Origin of the sequence: Nonomuraea sp. NPDC059194 (genome assembly GCF_042754765.1) — a bacterium.
In the GTDB taxonomy this organism is placed as follows: Bacteria; Actinomycetota; Actinomycetes; order Streptosporangiales; family Streptosporangiaceae; genus Nonomuraea.
Genome location: NZ_JBHZBH010000081.1, coordinates 1 through 14828, shown reverse-complemented (window position 1 = coordinate 14828; position 14828 = coordinate 1). Strand labels below are relative to the sequence as shown.

The 14828-nt window shown below is 69.9% G+C and carries 13 protein-coding genes and 1 pseudogene; 5 read left to right on the top strand and 9 right to left on the bottom strand.

Annotation, left to right across the window (positions count from 1 at the left end; all coding sequences use genetic code 11):
* Positions 1-556 (bottom strand): group II intron maturase-specific domain-containing protein (locus ACFXJ8_RS43295; protein WP_379651307.1); only part of this gene is annotated, 556 nt, incomplete at its 3' end.
* A gap of 143 nt (positions 557-699) precedes the next feature.
* Here ACFXJ8_RS43295 and ACFXJ8_RS43290 point away from each other — a divergent pair.
* A complete protein-coding gene (locus ACFXJ8_RS43290; RefSeq protein WP_379651309.1) occupies positions 700-1134 on the top strand; it encodes a zinc-binding dehydrogenase in 435 nt (144 codons plus the stop codon).
* A 70-nt stretch (positions 1135-1204) separates the two neighbouring features.
* On the opposite strand, the gene ACFXJ8_RS43285 is transcribed toward ACFXJ8_RS43290, so the two are convergent.
* From ACFXJ8_RS43285 to ACFXJ8_RS43275, 3 genes are all read right to left on the bottom strand, one after another.
* The gene (locus ACFXJ8_RS43285; RefSeq protein ID WP_379651305.1) at positions 1205-3559 is read right to left on the bottom strand and encodes an ATP-binding protein; all 2355 of its coding nucleotides are present in this window, start codon (positions 3557-3559) and stop codon (positions 1205-1207) included.
* Positions 3560-3827: 268 nt separating this feature from the next.
* Positions 3828-4280 (bottom strand): hypothetical protein, encoded by a 453-nt coding sequence (locus ACFXJ8_RS43280; RefSeq protein ID WP_379651303.1) that lies wholly within the window; start codon positions 4278-4280, stop codon positions 3828-3830.
* 419 nt (positions 4281-4699) lie between these two features.
* The gene (locus tag ACFXJ8_RS43275; RefSeq protein WP_379651301.1) at positions 4700-5299 is read right to left on the bottom strand and encodes a TetR/AcrR family transcriptional regulator; all 600 of its coding nucleotides are present in this window, start codon (positions 5297-5299) and stop codon (positions 4700-4702) included.
* Positions 5300-5613: 314 nt separating this feature from the next.
* Between ACFXJ8_RS43275 and ACFXJ8_RS43270 the strand changes: the two genes are divergently transcribed.
* From ACFXJ8_RS43270 to ACFXJ8_RS43255, 4 genes are all read left to right on the top strand, one after another.
* Positions 5614-6378 (top strand): hypothetical protein, encoded by a 765-nt coding sequence (locus ACFXJ8_RS43270; protein WP_379651299.1) that lies wholly within the window; start codon positions 5614-5616, stop codon positions 6376-6378.
* 154 nt (positions 6379-6532) lie between these two features.
* Complete coding sequence (locus ACFXJ8_RS43265; RefSeq protein WP_379651298.1) at positions 6533-7459, top strand: zinc-binding dehydrogenase; 927 nt, start codon at positions 6533-6535, stop codon at positions 7457-7459.
* Between the two features lie 57 nt (positions 7460-7516).
* Positions 7517-7759 carry a hypothetical protein gene (locus ACFXJ8_RS43260; protein ID WP_379651296.1) on the top strand — a complete coding sequence of 81 codons (243 nt, stop codon included), beginning with the start codon at positions 7517-7519 and terminating at the stop codon, positions 7757-7759.
* A gap of 168 nt (positions 7760-7927) precedes the next feature.
* Entirely contained in the window at positions 7928-8101 is a 174-nt protein-coding gene (locus ACFXJ8_RS43255; protein WP_379651295.1) for a hypothetical protein, read from the top strand.
* Positions 8102-8342: 241 nt separating this feature from the next.
* On the opposite strand, the gene ACFXJ8_RS43250 is transcribed toward ACFXJ8_RS43255, so the two are convergent.
* The 5 genes and pseudogenes from ACFXJ8_RS43250 to ACFXJ8_RS43230 all read right to left on the bottom strand — a co-directional run.
* The gene (locus ACFXJ8_RS43250) at positions 8343-9467 is read right to left on the bottom strand and encodes a low temperature requirement protein A (protein ID WP_379651293.1); all 1125 of its coding nucleotides are present in this window, start codon (positions 9465-9467) and stop codon (positions 8343-8345) included.
* 290 nt (positions 9468-9757) lie between these two features.
* Complete coding sequence (locus ACFXJ8_RS43245) at positions 9758-11062, bottom strand: glycosyltransferase (protein WP_379651291.1); 1305 nt, start codon at positions 11060-11062, stop codon at positions 9758-9760.
* Positions 11055-11660: a TetR/AcrR family transcriptional regulator gene (locus tag ACFXJ8_RS43240; RefSeq protein WP_379651289.1), complete on the bottom strand. Its 606-nt coding sequence runs from the start codon at positions 11658-11660 to the stop codon at positions 11055-11057. The genes ACFXJ8_RS43245 and ACFXJ8_RS43240 overlap by 8 nt, the downstream gene beginning before the upstream one ends.
* A gap of 403 nt (positions 11661-12063) precedes the next feature.
* On the bottom strand, positions 12064-13017 hold the full coding sequence (locus ACFXJ8_RS43235; protein ID WP_379651287.1) for a tyrosine-type recombinase/integrase: 954 nt from the start codon (positions 13015-13017) through the stop codon (positions 12064-12066).
* Between the two features lie 140 nt (positions 13018-13157).
* A pseudogene (locus tag ACFXJ8_RS43230) lies at positions 13158-14828 on the bottom strand (transcriptional regulator); the annotation flags it as partial.

Sequence of the window (14828 nt, the reverse complement as noted above, 5' to 3'; positions counted from 1 at the left end):
CCAGCGCATCAACCGCCCCCCAGGTGAAGGCGTCGATCGCGTTGAAGATCGCCTTGGATACTCCGTGTCGGAAGTAGTTCGCCCATCCCCGCAGCATCCGGTTCAGGCTGAGGATCAGCTCGGCCGGATCCTGATTGCGGGTTGACCTGTGGGTCTTCGCCGACACCTTGTCCCTGACCGTCTGGACGGCCTTCTTGGACGGCTTGGTGTAGACGTAGTACTTCGAGGTTCCTCGTTTCCGCAGACGGCGGATGTGGTGTCCAAGGAAGTCGAAGCCCCCCTCGTCGACGTGGACCACGCGGGTCTTGTCCGGAGCCAGCCGCAGCCCCAACGGGGCGAGGCGGTCGGCATCATCGACGCCGATCCGGACGGCGTGCTGCGGCCGGGACAGCAAGTCGCGACCCTGATGGGCGGCATGAGCCGCACCTTTGACGGCGGCTACGCCGAGTACACCGTGGTGCCCCGCGCGCAGGTCGTGCCCTTTCACTCCGAACTGCCCTGGGACGTCAGGCGCCATCCCAGAAACCTTGCAGACCGCCCACGGCTCGTTGACCATCGGGCTTGACTTGCGGCCGCGACAATCCCTGCTGATCCGCGGCGGCACCTCCGCGCTGGGCCTCATGGCGGTCACCCTGGCCAAGGAACTGGGCGCGACCGTCCTGGCCACCACCCACCCGCAACGCCGACCGCGCCCAGGCGCTGGCCGACCACGGAGTTGACGTCGTCACCGACGGCGTCGATGCCGCGCTGGAACTGGTCGGCACCCCAACCCTGCCCGACACCCTGGCCGCGACCCGCCTGCACGGAACGGTCTGCTTCACCGGCATGCTCTCCAACCAGTGGACGGTCAAAAACTTCTACCCGATCGCCTACCTGCCCCGCGGAGTCAGGCTCACCGCCTACCACGGCGAGGCCGCAGACCTGCCAGCCGAGGTGCTTCAACGCCACCTCGACCGCATCGACTCCGGCCAGGCCATCCTCGGGCCCACCCACGTCTACCCGCTTGAGGACATCCGCACCGCCCACGACGACCTGGAACACGGCCGCAGAGTCGGCAAACTCGTCAGGCGATTCTCGCGGACTCGGGGCGAACCACCGGCGTCCGGTGGCCAACGCGGACTCTCCCTGGGCTAACAGGGTGAACGCGCTGACGACGTTCAGGATCCCCTTTTCGGGGATGAGCCCGACGGCCGCGTCCCGGGGGTCAACGAAGACCACCGGGAGGGGGCTCGTCCCCGGCGGCCCGGCTCTGCTCGCTGACCCAGACCGCGATCTGGGCGCGGGAGTTGAAGTCGAGCTTGGTCAGGATGTGCTCGACGTGACCCTCTGCGGTGCGCCGGGCGATCACCAATGAGGCCGCGATCTCCTTGTTGCTCAGCCCCTGGGCGACGAGCCGGGCGACCTCCATCTCCCTCCGGGTCAGCGGCGAAGGCCGCCCGGCCTCCTCGGGCCGCCCGTCCCCGGGTGTGTCCTCCTCAAGGGCGTAGGCGAGCGCCTCGTCGTAGGAGAGCCCGGCGCCTCGCTTGACGGTCGTGTGGAAGGCCGACTCGCCGAGAGCTCGACGGGTACGGGATTCACATTCCTCGTGGCAGCGGGGGGCGTACATGTATATCGACACATTGACCGTTTGCCGGATCCTCTGCAGGATCCCCAGCAGCCCGGCGGCCCGCTGGTACTGGCCCTCTGAGGCGGCGATCCAGGCCAGCACCTCCAGCTTGATTCCGACCCCCAGCGGATCGTCGAGCGACCGGTTGAACCGCAGGCCTTCCTTCACCAGTTCGGCCGCGTGCCGGGTGTCGCCCCGGCGCCAGACCTCGATGCCGAGCGCCATCGCCGCGTACGCCCTGTGCCAGCCCTCTTCGTGGGCGTCGCACATCGCGAGGCACTCCTCGCCGACGGAGACGGCGCGCGGCGCGGCGCCGTAGAAGGAGTGGGCGAGGGCGAGCCGGATGAGCGCAAGGGCCAGGCCCGTCAGGTCCCCGGTGGCACGGTGGCGGGCCACCGCCTCCTCATAGAGCGCGAGCGCGGATTCGGCGTCCCTCCGGTACATGGCGACCACCCCGCAGTAGAGCGCGACGTAGGCGAGGACCTGCTCGTGCCCCAGCCGTTCCCCGATGGCCCGGCTCTCCTCGAGCATCGCCGCGGCCGAGGCGATGTCGTCCTGGATGATGGCCAGCCAGCTGTCAGTCCACAGGGCCCGGGCTCGGACCTCGCTTGGCTCGGTGTCGGCGGCGAGCCCATGGTCCAGCCAGTGACGGCCCTCTCTGAGGTAGTAGCCGGCGACCCAGTGGTAGAGCAGGTCGGCGGCCATGTCCAGGCCTGTCCTGGCCTCCGCGGGCTCGGTGAAGCAGTACTCCAGGGCGGCGCGGAGGTTGGCGTGCTCGAGGTCCAGCCGGGTGAGCCAGGCGACCTGCGTCGGGCCGAAACGCTGGGCGTACGCCTCGGCCGCCAGCCCCCGGTAGTGGTCGCGGTGCCGCCGCCGCAGCGCCGCCTCCTGCCCGGACGCGACGAGCCGCTCCCTGCCGTACTGCCGGATCGTCTCCAGCAGCCGGTACCGCACCGCCGGCGAATGCTCCTCCCGGGACAGAATGGACTTGTCCACAAGACCGGCCACCAGGTCGAGGACCTCCTCGCGGGCGATGCCGTCCCCTGAGCAGACCGCCTCGGCCGCCTCCAGGTCCAGGCCGCCGGCGAACACCGAGACGCGTTCCCACAGCAGCCGCTCCTGGTCGGTGCATAGGGCGTAGCTCCAGTCGATCAGCCCGCGCAGCGTGCGATGGCGGGGCGACACGTTCCGCGGCCCCGTGGTGAGCAGCCTGAAGTGGTCGTCCAGCCGGTCGAGCAGCTGCTGGGCGGAGAGCGCCTGCAGCCGCACGGCGGCCAGCTCGATGCCGAGCGGGAGGCCGTCCAGCCGCCGGCAGATCCCCTCCACGGCGTCCCTGTTGCTCTCCGTGACGGTGAAACCCGGCAGGACGGCCCCGGCCCGCTTGGCGAACAGCCGTACCGCGTCGCACCGCTCGGACATGCCCGTGGCGTCGGAGTCCGGAAGCGACAGCGTCGGCACGGTCAGCGTCTGCTCGCCGGCGATGCCGAGCGCTTGCCGGCTGGTGGCGAGGATCCGCAGATGGGGGGCGGAGCGCAGCAGGGTGTCGGCCAGCATCGCGCAGTCGTGCAGCAGGTGCTCGCAGTTGTCCAGGATCACCAGTGCCTGCTTGTCCCGCAGATGCTCGACGAGCACCTCCATGGGAGGCCGGCTGGAATGGTCGCAGATCTCCAGGCTCTCGATCACGGTCTGGACGAGCAGTTCCGGGCTGTCCAGCGCGGCGAGTTCTACCAGCCACACGCCGTCAGGGAAGGCCCGCCGCACATCGGCGGCCACCTGCATGGCCAGCCGGGTCTTGCCGATCCCGCCCGTGCCGGTGAGCGTCACCATGCGGGATTCGGACAGGAACTGCTTGACGTCGGCCATCTCGCGCCGACGCCCCACGAAGCTGGTCACCTCGCTCGGCAGTCTGCCCACCTGCCGCCGTCTGGAGGTGCTCAATGCCGTCGCACTCATCGATACCCCACACCGGCTTCGGCCAATGGACTGGTACACACCAGGCCTAAGTCGACAAATCCCATGTTACGCATGTGAGCTGCGCCTAACCGTGCCAACGCTTCCATCGGTGGTTTTGTTGACTTGGGGCAGGGCGTGCGGCGGGCAGGTGACCATGTCAGTTTCAACAGCGCTAGTCGCCCAGATCCGACAGCACTCGTGATCTTCCAACGTGCGGAATGTCGGCGAAAGCAGCAGCGCCCAAGCCTTCGCTGCCGCGATGGTTGGACTACGACGCGACGCGCCGAGGGGTGACGAAGCGCTCTGCTGCGGCTGCGATGAACGTCGATACCGCAGCTTCGAACTCAGCCTCACGGATCTTGAGCTCGGCCTGGTCGGCGGCGTCGCGCAGCGCGTCCATGTGTGCGAACGCGGCGTCGGCATGGGGATCAGGCTGACCTGACACCAAGTGCAGCCGGAAGCGTGCGGCCTCGGCCAGGGCGCCCAGGCGATCGGCCTCGGCGCGCGCCTGGATGAGTTCGGCAGAATCCGACTGCCGGAGCCACACGGCGACGACAGCGCGCTTGAGCGCGCTTATCGCGGCGGCGAACTCAATATAGGCGGCCAGACGTTCCTGGCGCAGCCGCTCATCACGCGCGACCGCCTCAGTCCGCACGGCGGTCCGCTGCTGGAACAGGTAGGTGCTAAAAGACCCCAGGAGGGTCCCGAAGACCGCGATCAAACTCCCAAGAACAGCGCTCACCCGCAAGATTTGACCATACTCGGCACCCGAGCCAAAGCCAGAGGCATACGCAGACGGTCATCGTCTTCGGTGGCGCGCCCCGACCCATGACTTGATCGACGGCACGGCACCAATCGGAGAGGCAGACATGAGCCCGGCTCTTGGCCGGTGCGGAAGGTGCCGTCGAACCTCATCAACATGCCCGGATGACCGGGAGAAGTGCAATCGGTCCAGATCAACAAACGCTGTTCCTTCTCACCGACAAAGTCAGGCAGGGGTGGTGCTGCTCGGAGGTGGTCGAGGTGGTGACCGCGCGGCGGCCGTGGCAGGAGGCGCAGACTGAGGCGGAGATCATCGGCCCCGCGACGGCTGGTCCGGGCGAGGATCACCGGCGCCGGGGCAGCGGAACCGACCCCGGACTATCCCGTGAACTGTGCCAAAGTGGGGGCGGTGACGGGGAGCGGGTGGGCGCCCTGCGGTCGCAGGCCGTCGAAGACCATGCCCAGGTAGCGCTGCCATAGCCCCGGGGCCTCCTCGCCGATGCTGAGCACGGCCTGTGAGGCGGCGCTGAGCAGCAGCACGATGTCCAGGCCCGTAACGTCGTCACGGACGGCCCCGGCCTTCTGCGCCTTGGTGACCAGGGTGTCGGCCACCTCTGCGAGGCGTTCGCGCGAGGCCCGGACGCTGGGCTCGCTGCGGGAGAGTGCCGCGGCGGCCTGGCAGAAGGAGCGGTCGCGTGCCTGGATCTCGACGCCCACCGTCATGAACTCGAACAGCGCGGCCTCCGCGTCGTCGGACTGGGCGAGCCGGTGGCCGGCGGCGACCAGTTCCTCCAGCCGGTCGCTGAAGACTGCGGCCAGCAGCTGTTCCTTGGTGTCGAAGTGGCGGAAGACCGTCCCCTTGCCCACCTGGGCACGCCAGGCGATGCGTGTGATCGACACGTCCATGCCGTTCTCGGCGAACTCCGCCGCGGCGGCGTCCATCAGCAGGCGTCGGTTGCGCATGGCGTCGGCTCTCATCGTGCCGCCATCCTACATAACCGGACCATTCGGTCAAGTTGTGCTACTGTTAAAACATGACCGAGCGGTCCGCTTAGAGAGTGGAGCGCACGAGGACCTTGGCGAGCCATGAGCACGGCGCCCTCGGGCGACCGTGCGGCACGAGGCGTCTCGCCGGCCGAGTGTCGCTGGTCATGGCGCGCCCCTGAAGGCATGGAGGCGCGCTCCCTGAGGTCTCCCCGCCGTGCCGCGCTATCGCGGCACGGCCCGTCATGAACGGGATCGCCCGATCCGGGGAGCCTCACCACACAGTGCGAGCAAGAGAGGAAACAGCCATGGACGTCCGCGGCTACAAGACGGGCCCCATCCAGGCGGAGGCCGCTTTCACCTCCGACTTTGCCCTGGATGACAGCGTCACCACCCAGGACATCGTCGACATGCTGGAGCGCGAGCGCCCCAACATGGACATCCGCCCCGGCATGCGGCACAAGTACACCCCGCTGCGCTTCGACCCGGCCACCGGGACCAAGTACATCGGCGGCCGCTACCTGTTCGACACCTGGGAGAACGTGCTCGACTACAACCACTTCACCAACGAGGAGCTCTTCCCGGAGCCCGGCGTGAAGTTCTGGGAGCGCTTCATCGACGTCGACAAGCACTACTGGAAGGTGACCGGGGCCCACGACTTCAAGCCCATGGCCACCTCCCACCACATCAACCGCTTCGAGCGCTACGCCTACACCGACAGCAACGTCGAGGAGCTGCTGAAGCAGGTGTGGCCGGCGATCCGTGACGAGGCCGACAAGCAGGGCCTGTCCAGCGTCTGGCTGATGTTCCAGCCGGAGGAGAAGCAGATCGGCATCCTCACGGTGGCCGCCAAGACCGACGACACCGACCCGGCCATGGCCGCCTCCCGCGGCCTGGAGCGACTGGAGAACCTTCCGCCCTTCGGCCGCTACCTGCCCGCGCAGCTCGGGGCGGAGCAGCTGATGGACCGCACCAGCCTGATCATCTCCTCGTGGCTGCCTGAGTCCCGTGCCCTCGGCGGGGCTCACTCGTCCTTCGACGTCTCCCCGCCGCACCCGCAGCCGCGGGTGTAGCCACCAGGCCTTGCGCTATCGCTACCTTGGGCCCTGACCGGCACCGCTAGGAAGACGGCCACTGAGGCGGGGGTCCCGGTGTGCAAGGGGACCCCGCAGGCGAAGCCAAGCTCCCAGCGGCCATTCATCCGAACCGACCAGAGGAGGACTCCTCATGCGTGCCCTGATCGTCGACCACTCTGCCCCCGGCCACCTGCGCGTGGCCGAGGTGCCCGACCCTGTACCCGCGCCCCACCAGGCCCTGGTCCGGGTCCGGGCGATCTCGCCGAACCCGGCCGAGTTCCGTCTGATGCTGCCCAATGCTCCTGACGGAGCGGTGATCGGCTGGGACGCGGCCGGTGTGGTCGAGCAGGCGGCCGCCGACGGCTCCGGCCCGGCGGCGGGCACCCCGGTCGCCACCCTCGGCCTCAGCGAGGGGTGGGCGGAGCTGCGGGCCGTCGACACCGCGCTCATCGGCACCGTCCCCGAGGGCGCTGACCTCGGCGAGATGAGTACCCTGCCGGTCTCCGCCGGGACGGCGCTGCGCGCGTTGCGCAGGCTGGGCCCGATCCTGGGTCGGCGGGTGGTGATCACCGGAGCCTCGGGCGCGGTCGGCCGGTTCGCCGTCCAGCTCGCCGCCCGGGGCGGCGCGCACGTCATCGCCGCCGCCCGGAAGCCGGAGCTGGCCGACGAGCTGCGCGCTCTCGCCCCCCACGAGGTCATCACCGGCCCCGACGACATCACCGCGCCGGTCGACGGTGTGCTCGACCAGGTCGGCGGGCCGGACCTGGCCGCATTCTTCGACGCGCTGGGCGAGGGCGGCACGCTCGTGCTGACCGGGGCGGCCTCCGGCGGCTCCACGGCCTTCGAGCCGGGCAGCCTGCTCGCCGACCCGATGCGCCAGGACCGCTCGATCGTCACCTTCTTCGAGATGAGCGGTGGCGGCATCAACACGGACCTGACCTGGCTCGCCGCCGAGGTGGCCGCAGGGAGGCTGCGCCCGCACATCGCGTCGCGCGGTGACTGGACCGACGCCGCCGACACGCTCCAGGCCGTACGAGAAAGCCGCCTGCCCGGCAAGGCCGTACTGGACCTGTCCTGATCTGTCACAGGGGTCTTCTCCCGAACGTGTCCCCAGCCGCCAGCTAGCGGCCCCACCATGACGACTGCCCGCGCAGTGCGCGGCCCGTTCATGGTCGGGGTACGCGGGGCGGTGGTTGCCGGTGGCTGGGGCTGCCGGGAGTGCGGTCCTCAAAGGAACAAGAAGCCGATCGCGGCCGTGGCGATCAGGGTGCCCAGCGCGATGGCCAACGCGATCTCCGGGCTGCTGGCGCCGCATCCAGGCCAGGTAGTAGGCGGTGGCCGGGATGGACACCACGGCCGCGGTGACGGCGCTGGGTGAGTATTCACCCAGACGATCCAGGTGGTCGGGTGGGACAGGGGCGTTGACGCTGAACTGCTACTGGAACGCCGTGGCCAGCACCACCCAGGCGCCGTTTCGGCCGGCCGCCGACGCCCGCCAGGAGCACAGCAGGACCAGCAGCAACAGCGCAAAGTGTAGGCGGCGAAGGTGCTGGTGGTTTCGGGGCCGAAGTGGCGGCTGGCCCAGGCGGCAAAACCCGGCAGTTCTTCGAGCGTGTGCCGGACGTACACGCCGGACGGCATGGGCGCCGTGGCGGTGGCGGAGGTCGCGGGCTGGTCCAAGACGGCGTGGTTGTCGATGATCTCGGCGGTGACCAGGTAGGTGGGCGGTGACCAGGTGGGCGGTGGTCACGTTCGTGCCGGAGGTAGCGTCCACAGGTGCAGATCGTGCACGTCGCGGACGCCCTCGATGGCGGCCAGGTCGGTCGCGACCGCAGCGGGGTCAACGCCTTACCTATCCGGATTCTCCGAGTACGCCCAGCAGGTCCTGCAAGAAGAAGGGCCAGCACCCCCTCCCCAGCCACCGGCGATGCTCACAGCAGTGGAGGCTGTGCTTGCCGAGGTCACTTCGCTCCTGGTGGGGCGGCTTCGGTCGCGACCACGGCGGCGACAAGGATCAGCGCGATCAGCTCCAGCGGAACGAGCGTGAACATGGTCAGTGCCACCAGCACGGCCGCCACCAGGTACGACACGCTGCAGGCCGTGGGCGGGTGGTGCGGCCTGATGTGCACGAGCCACACGCTGAGCAGGAACACGGCGACCGGGAGCGCGATGGAGGCGCCCAGCACCGTCGCGTTCGGCTCGTCCATCCGTCCTGCCTTGAAGTCGACGACCGCGCCGAGCCCGGCGCCGAAGGCCGCGATCGAGCTGAAGATGAAGTAGTGGCCATAACCCCAGGCGAAGGCGGAGCGGCCGCTGCTCAGGAAGGGATGTGCGGGCCAGGAGTTGTACAGCCACCACATCGCGCACACGATGACGAACCCGCTGAGCCCGACCAGCAGTACGGTGCCTGCGCCGGCGCCCGCCGCCGCCCCGGCCTTGACGGCGATCGTCGCTGCGAGCACCACCTCGCCGAGGACGATGATGGTGAACAGGCCGTAGCGCTCAGCGATGTGGTGGGGGTGCCACGGGGTGGGACGTGCCCGCTCCGCCCACCACGGGACCAGCAGCTCGAGTACGACGATGATCAGGAAGCTCGTCAGGGCCCACGGCGCGGGTATGAGCAGGCGCACGATCCAGCACAGCTGCACAGCAGTGATCCCGACGGCGTACCGTACCGCTGTGGTCCGCAGCGCGGGGTTTGCCGCTCCGGCCCGCAACCACTGGGCCACCATGGCAAGGCGCATGATCACGTAGCCGATCACCACAATGGCGTAGCGCCCATCGAACGCCTCCGAGACCCCCGCCGCGAGCACCAGGACACCGAACATCTGCACGAACGCGGAGATCCGGTAGACCACGTCGTCGTTGTCGAAGGCCGAGGCGAACCAGGTCCAGTTCATCCAGGCCCACCAGATGGCCAAGAACACCAGCGCGTAACCGAGTAGTCCCTGCGACGCGTGCCGCTCGACGATCGCGTGGTGCAGGCTGGCCGCCGCTTGTCCGACGGCGACCACGAACACCAGGTCGTAGAACAACTCCAGAGTCGTGGCCGCCCGGTGTGGCTCGTTAGGGTCGCGCGCTGGCATCGCACCGATCACGCGAAACGGTCTCGTCCTCATGTCTTCACCCTGGGTTACTGTTGGCCTGTCGGTAAGGCTGATCCCACCAGCCGCCTTCTGTGACATTCCTTCACGCCAGAGTGCCCGCCGCAGGGGTTGCTAATGCGCTGACCTGTGACTTGGATTGCTTGATGGCGTGATTCTTTGAACGCTTTCTGTCGTCATTTTCGATCTTGCTGCGGGTGAAGGGTTGGCGGAGCGGGAGGTCACCGGTGCGCTGGCGGCGGTGACGAGGCGGATCACCATGTCCGGGGCCCTCATGTGGCTGTGCCGCGCCTGGGGAGGCCTTGCGGTTGGCTTGCGGCCGCCCGGTCGGCGGCGGCTTCGAGTTCGGCGACGGCCTGGTCGGTGGTGGTCTCGGCGGCGATCTCGGCGGCCAGCCGCTGTGCTGCGTGCTGGTAGGACGGGTCGTGCAGGACACGTCCGACTGCGTGTGCGATCGTGCTCGCTGAGGCGTTCTTGCGCACGGTGATCCCGGCACCGGCGAGTTCGACGCGGCGGGCCACCTCGGCTTGGTCGCGGCCGAGCGGCACGCAGACCAGGGGGACGCCGGCGGCCAGGGACTTGACGACGGTCCCGTGGCCGGCGTGCGTGATCGTCACCGCAGCGTGGCGCAGGGCCGTGCTGTGCGGCGCGGCGGTGGTGACCAGGACGTTGCCGGGCGCAGGGATCGTCGCCGGGTCCACGGCTGGGCCGGTCGTCATCAGCCCGCGTACCGGCAGCGTGCCGAGGGCTTCGGCGATGCGTCCCAGCAGCGGGGCCTGGCTCATGAACGAGGAGCTCAAGCTGACCAGGGCCAGCGGCGCGTCGCCGTCCGGCAGTTCCAGCTCCCCGGCCCAGGCCGGGTCGTCGAGCCGCGCGCCGACGTGACGCACGTAGTCGGGGAATCGCCGGCTGGGGTAGTCCAGCGTGCGCGGGGACAGCACGAGAAGCCGATCGATGCGGCCGAACGCGTCGATCACCGAGTCGATCGGCGGCAGGTCGTTGGCGACGCGGGCGGCGTTGAGTGCGGGCAGTCCCTTCTCCCACGGTTTCATGGTCAGTCCCGTCAGGACCCGATCGCGCAAGCGGCCCAGCGTGCCGGTGGCGGGTCTGAGCCCCGGGCCGAACGGCGGTGCTCCGGGGGTGGGGAAGGGATAGATGGTCGTCGCGAGCGCGACCACCGGGGTTCCGGCTGCTTCGCCGGCGGTGATCGTGCCGAGCAGCGGGAAGTCGGTGACCAGCACGTCGGCCGGTCGGGTGTGCAACTCGGCCAGGGTGTCCCGGGCGTAGTCCGCCGCGGGGCCGCAGACGATGCGATCGCGGAGCCGGGCGAACGCGCCCATCGGTGTGCGTGCCTCGAAGTCCTTGAGGATGTCCGTCGCTGGATCGGCGACGTCACCCTGGGGCGCTGTCGTCCAGGCGATCGGTTCCGCGCCGCTGGCGGCGACCTCGTCGTGCAGAGACCTATCGGCCAGCACCCGCACGCTGTGGCCCCGCTCGCACAGCGCTCGGGCGACCGACAGGACAGGCGGCACCACTCCGCCGCCGGACCAGAGGGTGAACAGAAAGCGCTTACTCATAGTGGCCCCTTCTAGGGTCGATCGAGATCAATAGGTCGCGCATGGCGCGTTCGGCGTCCTCGCGTGACAGCCCGAGGTCGCGCCGCCACAGTTTCCAGAGGGTGACGTCGGTGGCGGCGTAGTGCAGGTTCAGCGCGTGTTCGCGTACGGGCCCTGGGACCGGGAGGCGGTCTGCGAAGACCTGCTCCAGCCACGCCCGATGCAGACTGCGCGCTCCTGCGATCGCTCGGGCGATCGCAGGGACGTCTTCCTCCATCGTCCAGCGCACGTTGGCGTCGCCGTGGAGCTCGTAGTCCGAGAAGAGCACGGCCACGATCGCCGGCACATCGCCCGTCGGTGCCTGCCGGTCTGCCAGAACCCGCGATGCCATCCAGTCGGCGACGGCGTCGGCGAGCCCTTCCTTGCTGCCGAACCGGTTGACGATCGTCTGCACGGAGACATCCGCCTCGGCGGCGATGTCCTGCAGGGTGACCTCGGCGTACCAGCGCTGCATCCACAGCGATGCCGCCGCCTCGATGACGCGTGTGCGTGTGGCCTCGACAGCCGCGGCACGGGCGCCCAGGCGGTACGGACGTTTCCCTGCGCTCCCACTTTCCATGGACTGATAATTACATTCAATTGCATTATAAGTCAACCCAAAATTGGTTCGCCTTTGACCTGGCCTGCGGGCCGCGGCCTGCGCGGGGCGGGCTGGCCCGCACCCGCAGATCCGTCGATCCCCGCCTCGACCTCGACGAGTCCGATGCCAGCGGCGACGGTCCGGCGCCGAGGCGGTCTGACCTCGACCCCGCTGTCGAGAGGTGACCTGGCTCCTGCGGCCTGCGGACGCAGCACCTCGGTGCGTCGTTGGATGAGCCGACCCTGGGTCGGCTCATCCAGGGGTCCCGGTAGTCCTGTCGAAGAATCCAACGGAAATAGCCCCGACCTGTGGTGATGGCTGATCGGGCTGCCTCGTCGGCTGGCCGGCGAGCGTGGCCTGGAAGGTCAGTGCTCGGCGCGCCTTAGCGGGGTCGGCGTCGGGCTGCGGGGTCGGCGTCGGCGGTGATCCGGGCGGAGGTCTGTTCGCCGAGGTGGACGTAGCGGCCCAGGCTGCCCAGGTGCTGGTGACGGGATCTGGCCTGGAGTTCGGGGGCGGTGCGGCCGGCGGCGGCCAAATGCTGGAGCGCCGAAGGGCGCAACTGGTGGAGTGTCCAGCCGATGCCATGGGGGTCCAGGGCCACGCTGGCGGTCTTGAACAGGTACTCGGCGCGCGGGTAGGACAGTCGGCCGCGCCCGGTGGCGGGACAGACGTCGACGGCTGCCGGGGTGCGGCGCCCTTGTGCGGGGGCGCGGCGGTCGGCCAGGAAGAGCGGCCCGGTCGTGCGGCCCTGTAGTAGTCGCGGTAGGAGGCGGGCGGTGGCGGTGGCCCAGTGCACGTACTCGATCGCGCCGCCCTTCGAGTGGACGCGGGCGCGCCGGAACTCGGTGTCCAGGTCTTCGATGTTCAGGGACAGGAGTTCCTCGGCTCGGGCCGCTGTTTCGTACAGCAGCCGCCACAGCACCCGCTCGCGCAGGGCGTGCCGGTCGTTGGTGAACAGCGTGTCCAGGCGGGCGCGGGCGATGGCGCGGTCGCCGCGGCGGGCGGGTTTGCGCCGCTCCAGCCTGCGTCCTGGGTTGGTGGTCAGGATCTCCTGCCGTCCGGCCCAGGCGGTGAAGGAGGTGAGCGCGGACAGGTGCCGGTTCCAGGTTGCGGCCGCCGCGCTGTCCCATCGGTTCATCACCGCGGCGTAGTCCTCGGGAACGAGCGCGCCGACGGGCCGGTCGCCGGTGATGGCGGTCAGGTGAGCGAGGGTGGCGGCGTAGCTGTCGCGGGTGGTCCTGGTCTGGAGGGAGTCGAGGTAGCGGTCGATGGCGGCCACGATGCTTTCGCCGCCGACGGTCTCGGCAGGCGGGGTGGGGAACGGCACAACCGCCACAAGGACCTCCCACGCCGATGTGACACATAACGTTGCCGAGTCGGACCCGGCCCGGCTTTCGGCGACCTGGGCGCATCCCGGGCCCGTGACGCCAGTGTGACAAGTTCTGTGTCACAGATGTGCGGCGCCGTGGGCAGTGGCTAGGTGGTCGTTCGCAACCGGGCCTCGGCGGCCCAATGAGGTGCGTTCCACCGGTCGGCGATGGTGGCGGCCTGAGCGAAGTGGGCGGCGGCCTCGTCGTCGTGGCCGAGGAAGACGGCCAGCTCGCCGAGGGTGTGGGCGACCGGGCGCAGCTCCACCGACAGGCTCGTGGCGTCCGGCGGGGGGCCGTCGCGGCGCGCAAGCAGAGTCGCGTAGATCTCCTCGGCCGCGGCGCGGTCGTCCAGGGCGATGGCGGCCATCGCGCGGACGGTCGTGAGGAAGGTGAAGAAGTAGTCGGGCCGGATCGGGTCCGAGGTGCGTACCCGGCGGGCTTCGTCGATCAGGCCTTTGGCGTGCAGGGCGAGGACCAGCAGGTCGGAGGCGATCGGGCCGAACGCCTCGTGGAAGGCGCGCACCTCCTCCAGGTGCTCGCCGAGCGTGCCGTTGTTCACCCAGATCGCGGCCAGTGCGAGGCCGAGGAAGCCGACGGCGTGCAGGGATCCGGCGCGCCGCATGCCGTCGGCGGCCTCGGTGTAGAGCCGTTCGGCGTCGGCGAACCGGCCCTCGATGAGGGCCAGGGTCGCCAGCGCCACCTCGGCGACGCCGATCGCTTCGGGCAGCCGGTAGGTGCGCGCGAGGTCGAGGGCCTCGGCGGCCGCGCGGCGCATGGTGGCCGGGTCGTTGGCCGCGGCGGCGCAGGCGGCCTGGTTGAGCAGCCCGGTGACGCGATAGACGGGCAGGTCGTGCTCGGTGCCGATCGCCACCAGTTCGCGGCAGAGGTCGTCGCGTTCGGGCAAGCCGCCGTGGCCGCGGGTCAGGACCTGGAGGGCCGCCGCCCGCAGGCGGGGTGAGGTGGCGAGGTCGAGCGCCTCGCAGGCCGCCGCCAGGGCGGTGGGGTCGTCCTCGCCGACCAGTTCTTCGGCGTAGGCGGCGAGGAGGTGGCTGCGTACCTCCGGGGCCAGGTCGGTGCGCTTGAGCAGGCGGCTCAGCCTGTCGACGATGGGCCGGTCCACCGTGCCGTACTCGCGGGACTGCCATGGTGTCGGCTCGGTCCAGGCCGTGAACGCGTCGATCATCAAGTCGTCGCGTCCCAGGGACTCGGCGTACTCGACGGCTTGCAGGCGGGTCTGGCGCGCGGCAAGCAAGGCGCCGGCCCGGATCTGCGCCTGCAGCAGCCTGCCATGCAGGTCGATGCGTTCCTCCGGGCCGGTCGAGTTCGCGACCGCGTCGGTGAGGAGATCGGCTGCGACGTCGTGGGCGTAGCGTGCTTCGGCCAGTTCGGCGGCCCGGACGCAGTAGCCGACGGCCTTGGGGGATCCGGCGCGCGCGTAGTGGTGCGCGAGCGCCGGGATGTCGCCGGTGGCTTCCAGTGCGGCGGCGATGCGGGCGTGCATGCGGGATGCCCGCAGGCGGCTGACGCCGGCGACGAGGGTGTCGCGGACGAGGGCGTGGACGAACCGCACCCGTCCGGGGCCGGGCTCGCTCAGCAGCCCGGCGATCACGCCTGCGTCCAGTGCGTTGAGCACGCCGTCCTCGTCGGTGTCGGCGGCGTCCACGAGGACGTCCACCGAGCTCTCCCGGCCTGCGACCGCGGCCAGTCGCAGCACGGCCACGCCTGCCTCGGGCAGCCGTGCGAGGCGCCGCCGCAGCACGTCCCGTACGCCCTCGGG

Excerpts from the sequence above, each read along its gene's own strand:
- ACFXJ8_RS43250 (WP_379651293.1), bottom strand. The coding sequence starts at position 9,467 with ATGCCAGCGCGCGACCCTAACGAGCCACACCGGGCGGCCACGACTCTG.
- ACFXJ8_RS43260 (WP_379651296.1), top strand. The coding sequence starts at position 7,517 with ATGACGACTGCCCGCGCAGTGCGCGGCCCGTTCATGGTCGGGGTACGC.
- ACFXJ8_RS43240 (WP_379651289.1), bottom strand. The coding sequence starts at position 11,660 with ATGGAAAGTGGGAGCGCAGGGAAACGTCCGTACCGCCTGGGCGCCCGT.
- ACFXJ8_RS43270 (WP_379651299.1), top strand. The coding sequence starts at position 5,614 with ATGGACGTCCGCGGCTACAAGACGGGCCCCATCCAGGCGGAGGCCGCT.
- ACFXJ8_RS43275 (WP_379651301.1), bottom strand. The coding sequence starts at position 5,299 with ATGAGAGCCGACGCCATGCGCAACCGACGCCTGCTGATGGACGCCGCC.
- ACFXJ8_RS43285 (WP_379651305.1), bottom strand. The coding sequence starts at position 3,559 with ATGAGTGCGACGGCATTGAGCACCTCCAGACGGCGGCAGGTGGGCAGA.
- ACFXJ8_RS43265 (WP_379651298.1), top strand. The coding sequence starts at position 6,533 with ATGCGTGCCCTGATCGTCGACCACTCTGCCCCCGGCCACCTGCGCGTG.
- ACFXJ8_RS43245 (WP_379651291.1), bottom strand. The coding sequence starts at position 11,062 with ATGAGTAAGCGCTTTCTGTTCACCCTCTGGTCCGGCGGCGGAGTGGTG.